This window comes from Ruegeria sp. EL01, assembly GCF_900313035.1.
Classification (GTDB): Bacteria; Pseudomonadota; Alphaproteobacteria; order Rhodobacterales; family Rhodobacteraceae; genus Ruegeria.
On the sequence record NZ_OMPS01000034.1, the window covers coordinates 1 to 11,123 of the forward strand.

Sequence of the window (11,123 nt, forward strand, 5' to 3'; positions counted from 1 at the left end):
GGGATGAACCGCACGCTTCCATGCCGACCGTGCAAGGCGGCAGCATCTCAAAAAACGCTAAAAGCTTCGCACGCTTGATGGCCCTGTTGAAGATCACGCGCCCACTCTCAGAAATACCGTGAACTTGAAAAACGTCCTTTGCCAAATCTAGGCCTACTGTCTTAGCTGTCATTGGGTGGCTCCTTTCCTAGCAGTCGGTAACAACTGCACTTTGGCACATTCGATGCCGGTGGAGCAGGAGCCACCCACCCCATCCGGTTTGGGCCGTCCTCGAAATAGATCGAATTTTGTAACCGGTGACTTCGTTTGGAATGGCTGGTATCTGATATTCAGCTCATTTGCATGCGTTTGTACTAAGTGGTGGTAGATCTTGTGGCGTCAAAAAGAGACCTGATCCAAAAGCTCCTCAAAGGAATCGAAACTGGGGATGCAGCCGCCGCAGATGTCGTTGACGAGGAAAAATACATCCAACACAATCCCCAAACGCACGAAGGCAGCGAGGGGCTCGCGGCGCTATTCGCGCGATTATCAAAGACCAATCCGCGTATTACTTTCACACGTGTCTTTGAAGACGGTGATTTCGCCTTCGCGCACAACGAATACGACTTCTCAAGCCTGAGGGTCGCATTTGAAGTTTTCCGGTTTGAAGACAGTAAAGCAGTCGAGCACTGGGACAACATTCAACCCATGATGGGCCCTAACCCTTCAGGTCGAAGCATGCTGGATGGTGCGACGGAAATCACCGATCTGGATAAGACCACCGCCAATCGGAATTTGGCGCGCGAATACGCAGAACGGGTTCTTGTTAGGCGGCAATTCGGACTTCTTGATACCTATATCGACGATGGGCTGGTTCAGCACAATCCTGACCTTGCAGACGGTGTCGCCGCATACCGCGCATACCTCGAAGTCTCCGAAAACGGCGCGTTTCGCATCCAATACCACAAGATTCACCGGGTTCTCGCTGAGGGAAATTTCGTGCTTTGTATGAGTGAAGGGTACAGAGGCCGTGTCCATTCCAGTTTCTATGACCTTTTCCGTGTCGCTGACAACAAGATCGTTGAGCATTGGGATACAATTGAGGTCATCGCACCACGCAGCGAATGGAAGAACGAAAACGGGAAGTTCTAAGAGTGAGCTGACACTCACCGACTTTCGGCCACAGGCCTACGAGCAAAGCTCACGTTGCAAAAATGACGAATTTCCGCTTTTTGGGAACTTGGGAGTTCGTATTCGATTGCCCTCCAACGTCCGCTCTGGGCCGTCCTCGAGAACCGCTCGCCGAAGGGCAGGGGGCGATACCGCGTTGCCTCCAAGGTCCGGAATGAGCCCAGAGTAACGGATGCCGCAGCATGCACGAATGCCGGCTTTTGGTCACACAGTAGCCAAACACAAAAATTGGTTTTCAGATCGTGAGGTCTATAGTGATCTATTATGTTCTGTCCCTGCTTCATCTATCCATAAGGAAAGGGGGTTTGCCTTCACGCCATCCAACATCCTCAACACTTCTGCCTTCCATCCCGCTTTGGTCTGTAATGCCAGTTGGGACGGTGGTCGGTGGTTTGGTTCGAGGATGGCATACTCATATCTGAGTGGTTTCGTGAAGGGTAAGAAAACCACTTTACCATTCGAGAAGTTAAGCTCACGCTCCGTCGCAACTGTCAGCGGATCAACGATGCTGCAACACTGTCCTGAACTCACAAAGGGGATTAATGGCAGAAAGTACTGGCAAGTTACCGTTGGGTTGTATTCAGCGGCAACATTTTCAAACTCCTGCCGGATTTTTCGTTGAAACGGGTGTGAAGGATGCAGGCCGCCCATTGGCGTTCCATCCAGGTCCGATAAGGTCAAGCTCTGGCGCGATGAAAGCGAATGATCGCGATCAAGGGCACAGAAGCAATCTGCCCGGATTAGCTCGGCGGAATATTGGGGTTCTTTACCAGTTGAAAGCTCGAAGTCAGCAAAGCCGAAGTCGATGTTTTGTGATCCCGCAAGCTCCATAATCTGAGGTGAGCTGCGAGTGGAAAGTGTTATGCGAATTTCGGGATTTTCGCCAACTGACTGGCTTATGAAACGCGGGAACAAAAAGGCAGATGGACCAGGCATCGTTGCAATACTCAAGCTTCCGGCATGCCCTTTGATGAGACCTTCCATGGTATTGGAGATCGACGCGAGGCGGTCAAGAATGCCTGTCGTTTCTGCCAATAGGTAATGCGCTTCGGGAACCGGCACCAAACGCCGTCCTTTACGTTCGAACAGCATCAGGCCCAGAGATTTTTCAAGGTTTTTCAACGCAAGACTGATCGCAGGCTGCGTTCGATTCAGTTTCTTGGCTGTTTGAGAGATGGAGCCGGTCTCCATCACCTCACGAAATACAGTTAGCTGGGTCAGGTTCATATGTTTAAGTATAAGTAAAAGTTTAGTTTAGTGAAATATAACAAATTTGTATTTATGCAATTTGTCTCTACGCTTGCAGGATCGAAGTTTGGAAAAACCGAAACCGAAATTCCAACAAGGGAGATGACAATGAAAATTGTAAAATGCTTGACTGGTCTAGCATTGGCGGGCGCGCTGGCCGCACCTGCGCTGGCGCAGGATCCGACCTTTTTCCGTATCGGCACCGGTGGTGCTGGCGGCACCTACTTCCCCATCGGTGGCACCATCGCCAATGGTATCTCAGCGCCTCCGGGCTCACGCCCGTGTGAAGAAGGTGGTCAGTGTGGTGTTCCGGGGCTAATAGCAATTGCGCAATCCACCACCGCGTCGGTCTTTAACAACGCGGCCGTTGAAAACGGTGAGCTTGAGGCGGGTCTTGCTGCAGCTGACGTCACGCGTTCGATGTATCTGGGAGAAGGAAAATTCGACGGCAAACCGCATCCCAAGCTGCGCATCGTGGCCAACCTGTTCCCCGAAGACCTGCACCTTGTTCTGCCGGCCGGGTCGACGATCAACGATCTGAGCGATCTGGAAGGCAAACGCGTTGGTATCGCGCAAGCTGGTTCTGGCACGCAGGTCGCCGTTCTGCAGATGCTGGATGCCTGGGGCGTCAACCGTGACAACATGGACGAAGCCGAACTTAATAACAGCCAGAGCGCCGAGCGGCTGGCCGATGGTCAGCTTGACGCCTATTTCTATGCTGCGGGCTGGCCGGTCGCTGCGATGGTGCAACTATCTTCTACCAAAGGCATGAACCTGCACTCGTTCAGCGATGAGGATCTGGCCAAGATCAATGAAATCATTCCGGCCTATATTCCTTCGGCGATCCCTGGCGGTGTCTATGAAGGTATTGATGCTGATACGAAGACCCCCGCGGTAAGCGCGATGCTGGTTGTATCCTCGGACCTGTCCGATGATCTGGTCTATCAGATGACCAAAGCTCTGTGGAATGACAACACTCGCAAGCTGCTGGATAACGGCCATGCCAAGGGCAAGCAGATCACACCAGACACGGCGTTGGACGGCGTCGAGGCGCTGGGTGTTCCGCTACATCCGGGTGCCGAGAAGTTCTACAAAGAAGCCGGGCTTCTTCAGTAATTCTGTCTCACGAAACTTAATTGTCCGGTGCTCAGATCTGAGCACCGGGTACTCAAAATACGCGCAATCAGGGGGCCATCATGCCCGAGACACAAAAGCTTGATGACCACGAGCTGACAGCCGAGGAACTGGCTGCAATCGAAGAACAATTCGACGAAGGCGCCGCCGTCCGGCAGGTAACTCCGACAACCGGCAATGTTCTGCGCGTCGTGGCCCTGATCTTTGCATTCTACGAATTTTTCACAGCCGGGTTTGGCCTGCCTGCCGATCACTGGCACATGGGCATTTATCTGGCCCTGCTATTCATTCTGGTCTACGCGACAATCCCGATTATGGGGGCCAAAAGCCTTTATGCGCTTAAAATAAGCCGGTTTCGCATAGGCAACATCCCACTATACGACTTGGTCTTCATGGTGCTGGGGATCATCGCAGCGCTGTATGTTGGCGTCGCCTGGCGCGGCATTCCGTTTCTGGGTATCGAGGAACAGACGTTCCGCATGGGTAACCCCAACACATTTGATGTGGTGTTAGGCGTGATCATCATCCTGCTTGTGCTGGACATCGCGCGCCGCACTTTGGGTTGGGTGTTGCCGCTGATCATCTACGTCTTTATTTCATACGCCCTGCTTGGGCCGTACTTCCCCGGATTGCTGCAACATCCCGGCGTGAATTTTAAAACCTTCGTGTCGTCAATGTATTTCCCGCAGGAAGGTATCTACGGCGTCACCCTTTGGGTTGTTTCGACCATCGTGTTCCATTTCGTGCTGTTTGGCGTGATCGCGCAACGCACGGGGTTGGGGCAGCTATTCATCGATAATGCAACGATTTTGGCGGGCCGTTATACCGGCGGTCCGGCAAAAGTGTCGGTGGTATCCTCGGCCTTCTTCGGCACGATATCAGGTTCTTCGGTGGCCAACACCGTATCAACCGGCGCGCTGACAATTCCCAACATGAAGCGCCTTGGATACCCCGGCCATTTTGCCGGTGGGGTCGAAGCCGCTTCCTCGGCCGGTGGTCAGATCACTCCGCCGATCATGGGGGCCGCTGCCTTTATTATGGCCGAGTTCCTCGAGGTTCCCTACACCACCATTGTGATTGCTGCGATCTTCCCGGCCCTTCTGCACTATGTTGGCGTCTTTGCCGTGGTGCACCTGATGGCGCGCAAGCTGAACCTGAAAGGTCTGACCAAAGAGCAGTTGCCTCAGTTCAAGGCGGTTTGGGCCGAAGGTTGGGCCAATATTGTGCCCCTGATCGGATTGCTGGTGGTTCTGTTCACGGGTTACACGCCCTTTATGTCGGCCTTCTGCGGCATATCACTTGCGGTAATCGCAGGCATGTCGCGCTTGAGACAACCGCCGACGCTGATCTATGCGGCGGCGTTCCTCAGCTTTGTACTGTGGAAGTTCTCAGACGGCGGCTTTGATCTGATCATGACAACAATCCTATGCGGATTGACGGTCGTCGCAACAATGAACCCTCAGAAACGCGTCGAAGTGCCCGAGATGCTACAGGCGGTAGAATTGGGTGTGAAATACTCGCTGGCCGTGGGCGCCGCCGCTGCTGCGGTTGGTATCGTGGTAGGCGTGATCAACACCACTGGTATCGGTTTTCGCATCGGTTTCATGGTTACACAAGGCGCAGGCAACCTGGCATCGGATCTGTACAACATGATCTCGTTCGGCAGCTTCCAGTTCTTTGCGATGGAAGACTTACAATTGTTCATCTCGTTGGTGTTCATCGCCGTCGTCTGTATCCTGATGGGCGCCGGCATTCCGACCACCGCGCTGTATATCATGCTGGTGTCCGTGGCGCAGCCTGCGCTGGCGCAACTGGGTGTTCCACCCATCGCCAGCCACCTTTTCGTGCTCTACTATGGCGTAGTGTCCGAGATTACACCGCCGGTCTGTACTTCAGCCTATGCCGCGGCTGCCATTGCGAACTCGAACCCGTTCCGAACTGGTCTTTCTGCCTTCACCCTTGGATTGGGCAAAGTGATCGCGCCCATGGCCTTTGTCTATGCGCCGGTGCTGCTATTTGTGTCCTCAACCGGGTTTAACCTGTGGGAGTTCACCTATACCGCAACCAGTTGCATCGCCGGGGTTATTGCCCTGTCGGCGGCTGTGGTTGGGTATTGGTTGAGCCCGCTGAATATCGCATCGCGCATTCTGTTGGCCATCGCTGGGATTATCTTTGTCGCGCCCAGCCTGACTGCTGATCTGATCGCGCTGGTCGTGGCATCACCTGTCATCGTCACCCAACTGATCGCCCGCAACCGAAGCCACTCTCCGGCCTGATGCGATGACAGAACAAGTGACCATCATCGGCGCAGGGATCGTCGGCATTTGTTGCGCGTTGTCGCTACAACAGCGCGGCATTCCAGTTCGGCTTATAGACCGCGGTCAACCGGGGCAAGAAACCTCCTTCGGGAATGCAGGTGTAGTGTCGCCGTGGTCAATCATTCCGCAAGCGATGCCGGGCATATGGAAATCACTGCCCCAGATGCTACTGGATCCTAAAAGCGCGCTTTCGGTCAGAACCAGTTTCTGGCCAAAAATGATCCCCTGGGGGCTGCGGTTTCTGGGTAACTCCAGCGAAAGGTCAGTGCGCGAAATCTCAGACGCGATGGAGCTTTTGTGCCGCCCTTCTATCGACCTGTATCGTCGTCATCTTCAAGGCACCGGGCACGAAAACCTGATCACTGACAGCAACTATATTCACGCTTTTCGCCACCGGAAGCAGGCTGATCTGAATGGGCTTGGATATCTGATCCGTCAGGAAAAAGGAGGCGATCTGGAGCTTGTCGATGGTGCCGAGTTGCGCCGCATGGAACCTGCACTGTCAGAGGAATTCCAAGCCGCGATCGTGATCAAAGGTCAGGCACGCGTAACCTCACCGGGACGTGTGGGGGCAGTTCTGGCTGAAAAAGCGCGCTCGCAAGGCGCCGAACTAGTAAAAACCGAAGTCACCAAGCTGACATCTGCTGAAGATGGTTGTTGGCAGCTTGCGACCTCGCAAGGCACAATGCATGCCGCCAGCATCATCCTCGCGGCAGGTGTATGGTCCGCCGACCTGCTGAAACCAATGGGGATGCCTGTGCCGCTTGTGGCCGAGCGGGGCTACCATGTCGAATTCCCGACCCCGTCGGCCCAATTGAACAATTCGGTCATGGACGTCGACGCAAAGGTGGTCGCAAGTTCGATGCAGGACGGTCTGAGAGTCGCTGGCACGGCCGAATTTGGTAGCGTCGACGCGCCCGCTGATCCACGCAAGAAAAAAATTCTGACCGAACAGGCAAAGGCGATGTTGCCAGACCTCGAAACAAGCGAGGCACGATTTTGGATGGGTCGGCGGCCATCATTTCCGGACAGTTTGCCCGCAATCGGGCCGATCAACGGCTCAGACGGGCTGTATGCCGCGTTCGGACATTCACATTACGGGCTGATGATGGCCCCGAAAACCGGTGAGCTTGTGGCGGATCTTGTGTCCGGTCGCAACCCGAACGTCGATATGGCCCCGTTTTCGTTGGCTAGGTTTTGAACACTCAAGTTAGAAAGGTCTGAAACAATGCCAATTTACCAAGGCGGTCAGAATATATGCGGCGCGTCGATCGGTGTTCTGTGCCTTGAAAGTTATTTTCCAAAACCGCCGGGCCATATCAAGAACCCATCCAGTCTGCCATTTCCGGTCCTGTATGAGATGATCGACGGCGTGACTGTCCCGACCTTGCTGAACAATCCTACGCCCGAATTGCTAACCCCCTTCATTGAAGGGGCCAAACGGCTTGAGGCTGAAGGCGTTCGTGCCATCACCGGCAGTTGTGGCTTCCTGGCCCTGTTTCAAAAGGAATTGGCAGCGGCGGTTTCCGTTCCTGTTTTTGCATCCAGCCTGATCCAGGTGCCGCTGGCCTATCACATGACCGGGGCCAGTGCGCCAGTGGGCGTGCTGACTGCGGATGCATCGGCATTGACGCCCCAGCATTTTGAAGGTGTCGGTGCAGCCGGTGTTCCTGTGGCAGTGAAGGGCTTGGAAGGTACATCAGAATTCGCCGAGGTGATCTTGCGGAACTCGCGAACGAGGATGGATACTGATCTGATCGAGGCCGAGGTCTTGGATGCCGCTCGCAGTCTGATGCTTGAAGCTCCGGATATTCGGTCATTGGTATTGGAGTGTACAGATCTGCCGCCATATGCCGCACGCCTTCAGGAAGAACTGCAGCTTCCCATTTTTGACCTTACGACACTGGCGCATATGGCGCATTCTGTGGCGGCCCGAGTACCATACTCTGGAATGATGCCGTGGCAGCGCTGACCGCGCCGTGCCGTAGGTGGGTTGGAATTGAAGTAGACCTCAGCTGGCCAATCAAGATACCTGTGGCCTTGCAACAATCCCCCGACCCATAGGTGTTTGAGTGCCCGCTGAACTGTACATCCTGATGACCGCTATTTGCCTTGGCGCTATGCTGCAAGTTGGGGTTGGCATCGGATTTAGCATCGTTGCCGGGCCACCCATGATGATTATGCTTGGCACGTCGACGGCGGTTCCCATTTTGCTTCTGCTAAACACCGTTGTGTCAGCGGTGGCAACGGACCGGCATGTTCTGAAAAACAATCGGCGGATAATCGTCACTGCGGTCATTGGATGCTGCGTCGGAGTGGCTGCTGGCCGCATTGTTTATCCCCTTTTGAGCGAGGCGTTTGTTCTCGCCCTGACGGCCTGCCTGTTGTTAGTCGGCTTGATTACAACCTTGCTCCCCTTGCGTGGCTCAATTGGGAATGTCGGGTTTTCAGCTGTTACCGGATTGTCCGGACTTGCAACTGTATGGGCGGCAACCCCGGGTCCACTTATGGTGTTCGGTTTGATTGCAAAGGGTCGATCCGGCAAAGAGGTGGCAAAGCTGGTTCAACCAATAGCGCTGGTGGCATATGGCATCGCATTTTTGTTGCACAATCTGTCCGGGGCACAATCAATCTCGTATGGGTCGTCAGTATGGGGGTTCCTCGCCATAACCTTGATCGGCAGCCTGCTTGGCCGTGCGACCGGTCCTTACTTGCCACAGGCGGTCGTCATAGCAGCGATCCGCGTGGTTTCACTGATCGCTTGCTGTGTTCTGTTCCATCGCGCCTACTTGACGGCATAATCTCAAAGGTCACACGATGATACGAAACGACAATCTGCACAGATATCCACGTGCCCAACTCATGTCTGGCCCAACACCTTTGGAGCGCCTGGACAACATATCAGCCGAGCTGGATATCGATCTCTGGCTGAAACGTGATGATCTGACCGGGCTTAGTTTTGGTGGCAACAAAACACGGCAACTTGAGTTTTATCTTGGAGATGCACAGCAAAAAGGCGCTGATACCATTCTGATCACGGGCGCCGTTCAATCCAATTTTGTGCGATCTGCAGCCGCCGCAGCGGCCAAATTGGGCATGCAATCCGTGCTTCAGTTGGAAGAGCGTGTGCCGGACATGGGATCAGAATATTATGCGTCCGGAAATGTACTGTTGGCACAAATCCTGGGTGCCGAGCAAATGAGTTACCCCGAGGGCGAAGACGAATCCGGAGCGGACGCGGCATTGCATGCACGCGCCGACGAATTGAAAGCCCAAGGTTGCAAACCTTACGTTATTCACCTTGGCCTGCATCATCCACCGCTAGGAGCCCTGGGCTATGTCGTCGCCGGGCAGGAATTATACCAGCAGATGCCGGATTTCGACGCGGTGGTTGTCCCGTCAGGCAGCGGCGCTACACATGGCGGTTTGCTAACCGGATTGGCGCTAAAAGCAAGTGTTGCCTCGGTGTTTGGGATTTGCGTGCGCCGGGATCGTGAAAAGCAAAAGGCTCGAATGAAAACCGTTCTGCAGAATCTTGCGGACTTGCTGGAAATCGAAGCAGGTTTTCTACAGGACAGGATTGATGTTTGGGATGAAGCCTTGCCGCCAGGCTATGGCAAAGTGAATGCCAAAACACGCACTGCATTGGAGAAAATGGCCCGAACCGAAGGGGTTTTTCTAGACCCGGTCTATTCTGCTAAAACGTTCGCCGGTTTGCTGGACCTGATCGAACGTGGAAAGATAAAACCAGGTGAGAAAGTCGTTTTACTGCACACGGGCGGGTTGCCCGCACTTTTTGGATATCAAAAAGAGCTAATAGGCAACCCGGTTTGAGGTGTTCAAAGCACAAATCCGGATCAGGACTCTACTTGGCTGTATTTTTGGTACCCAAACGATTTTTTTAGCCCGTTCCGGCTTGATTTGCGAATACGCAAGGTCAGCTTTGGCTCGCGAGCGGCAACTGAGTTCTACGCTGGGAACGGCAGGGTTGTCCGCACTCCCGCCATTGGGTCAGAAATGCGTGGCGCTTGGGTCAATTTTGCACGGTGCGACCCATTGATTGGATTCAGATAGTCCGACGCATCGAGTCAAACATGCTCGACGTTCCACAACAGGAGTGATGCGGTTGATCCACGCCCGCGCTTGTTATTGGAGGTCTGAAGCCAGCGCGTCCTGCACGATTCCAAGCGACTCGATCCGTGCCGCGTGGGCCTGAATGGCGGGCCAGTCCCGAGCGCTCAGACCAGAGTCACCCATCCAACGAGACGTGACAAACAAGTAATAATCCGCAGCCGTCGGCGTATCGGCACATAGATAATGTTGCTCAGACAATTTTTGTTCGGTCCTAGATAATCTCTTTTTCAAGTGGCGTTGTCCTGGCGCCAGAAACTCATGTGGTGTGTCGCGCCGAAACAGTGGACTGAAGCTTTTGTGGATTTCGGTCCCGACAAGAGCCAACCAGGTCATGGCCTCTTGTCGCTTGTGTGTCCCTTGTGCACCCAGCAGGCCTGCCTCGGGTGCTGCTAAGTCGATCCAATCAATGATAGCGATGACTTCTGTAAGGCATCTCCCGTCACTCAGTTGCAAAGCGGGCACATACGCCATTGGATTGATCCGGCTAAAATCCGAGCCATCGTGCAACCGGCGGGTGACATAGTCGACCTCGATCAGTTCAAACCGCATTTTCGCCGCGCGCAGTGCAATGTTGATGACAAGCGAACAGGCGTCCGGGAAGTAGTACAGCCTCATTGAACAAACGTTTCTTCAGTCGGTGCTTCTTTCAGAACAACAAGGGCAAGGTCATAGGGTCCATCGTTCACCTCAAACATGCGGTGCCCCTTGCCATTTAGGTCACAGGCCAGAAACTGATCCCCTGCCTGCAAAATCCGTGTATCCATATCGCTCGTCTGAATGCGGACTGCTCCCCGAAGGACGGTCCCAAGAACGATTGCAGGCGCGGTGTGCCAGTCGTCGCCATAACCTGCGGGATGATGCATCATCAGCACCCCCTCAGCTCTCATTTCAGGCGTGGTTGCATATCCTGCCGGTGATGGCGGTGTGAAACTGCCCTCTTCAAGTGTCCAGTCATGATCAGAGAACTGCGATCCGCCATTTTCACTTTGGTTTATGCGAATGATCTTCATGGCAAGGCCTTTCTTTGGTGAGTGACAATGTAAAATCCGCATTGCAGACGCCAAGGCGCCCCAGTTTCAATCGACGTGTATTCTGCATGATCGGGGTCCGGTTCTGCCA

At 54.2% G+C, this 11,123-nt stretch carries 10 protein-coding genes and 1 pseudogene; 7 read left to right on the plus strand and 4 right to left on the minus strand.

Going from position 1 to position 11,123, the window contains the following annotated elements; genetic code table 11:
- Positions 1–172 (minus strand): annotated as a pseudogene (locus tag D9K61_RS27555) (IS110 family transposase); the annotation flags it as partial.
- A gap of 185 nt (positions 173–357) precedes the next feature.
- Between D9K61_RS27555 and D9K61_RS13285 the strand changes: the two are divergent.
- A complete protein-coding gene (locus tag D9K61_RS13285) occupies positions 358–1,131 on the plus strand; it encodes a nuclear transport factor 2 family protein (RefSeq protein WP_254055772.1) in 774 nt (257 codons plus the stop codon).
- A 288-nt stretch (positions 1,132–1,419) separates the two neighbouring features.
- Here D9K61_RS13285 and D9K61_RS13290 read toward each other — a convergent pair whose 3' ends face one another.
- The gene (locus tag D9K61_RS13290) at positions 1,420–2,397 is read right to left on the minus strand and encodes a LysR family transcriptional regulator (protein ID WP_120633711.1); all 978 of its coding nucleotides are present in this window, start codon (positions 2,395–2,397) and stop codon (positions 1,420–1,422) included.
- A 129-nt stretch (positions 2,398–2,526) separates the two neighbouring features.
- Between D9K61_RS13290 and D9K61_RS13295 the strand changes: the two genes are divergently transcribed.
- The 6 genes from D9K61_RS13295 to D9K61_RS13320 all read left to right on the plus strand — a co-directional run bounded on the left by D9K61_RS13295 (position 2,527) and on the right by D9K61_RS13320 (position 9,704).
- Positions 2,527–3,534 carry a TAXI family TRAP transporter solute-binding subunit gene (locus D9K61_RS13295; RefSeq protein WP_120633720.1) on the plus strand — a complete coding sequence of 336 codons (1,008 nt, stop codon included), beginning with the start codon at positions 2,527–2,529 and terminating at the stop codon, positions 3,532–3,534.
- Between the two features lie 80 nt (positions 3,535–3,614).
- A complete protein-coding gene (locus D9K61_RS13300; protein ID WP_120633712.1) occupies positions 3,615–5,828 on the plus strand; it encodes a TRAP transporter fused permease subunit in 2,214 nt (737 codons plus the stop codon).
- Between the two features lie 4 nt (positions 5,829–5,832).
- Positions 5,833–7,071: an FAD-binding oxidoreductase gene (locus tag D9K61_RS13305; RefSeq protein WP_120633713.1), complete on the plus strand. Its 1,239-nt coding sequence runs from the start codon at positions 5,833–5,835 to the stop codon at positions 7,069–7,071.
- Between the two features lie 27 nt (positions 7,072–7,098).
- Positions 7,099–7,842 (plus strand): aspartate/glutamate racemase family protein, encoded by a 744-nt coding sequence (locus D9K61_RS13310; RefSeq protein WP_120633714.1) that lies wholly within the window; start codon positions 7,099–7,101, stop codon positions 7,840–7,842.
- Between the two features lie 100 nt (positions 7,843–7,942).
- On the plus strand, positions 7,943–8,671 hold the full coding sequence (locus D9K61_RS13315; RefSeq protein ID WP_162946875.1) for a TSUP family transporter: 729 nt from the start codon (positions 7,943–7,945) through the stop codon (positions 8,669–8,671).
- 61 nt (positions 8,672–8,732) lie between these two features.
- Positions 8,733–9,704, plus strand: a complete 972-nt coding sequence (locus tag D9K61_RS13320) for a D-cysteine desulfhydrase family protein (protein WP_254055773.1) — start codon at positions 8,733–8,735, stop codon at positions 9,702–9,704.
- Between the two features lie 312 nt (positions 9,705–10,016).
- Here D9K61_RS13320 and D9K61_RS13325 read toward each other — a convergent pair whose 3' ends face one another.
- Together D9K61_RS13325 and D9K61_RS13330 are read right to left on the minus strand one after the other, a co-directional pair.
- Positions 10,017–10,619 carry a glutathione binding-like protein gene (locus tag D9K61_RS13325; protein WP_120633717.1) on the minus strand — a complete coding sequence of 201 codons (603 nt, stop codon included), beginning with the start codon at positions 10,617–10,619 and terminating at the stop codon, positions 10,017–10,019.
- Complete coding sequence (locus D9K61_RS13330) at positions 10,616–11,014, minus strand: hypothetical protein (RefSeq protein WP_120633718.1); 399 nt, start codon at positions 11,012–11,014, stop codon at positions 10,616–10,618. Before D9K61_RS13330 ends, D9K61_RS13325 begins: the two co-directional genes overlap by 4 nt.
- Positions 11,015–11,123 lie beyond the last annotated feature (109 nt).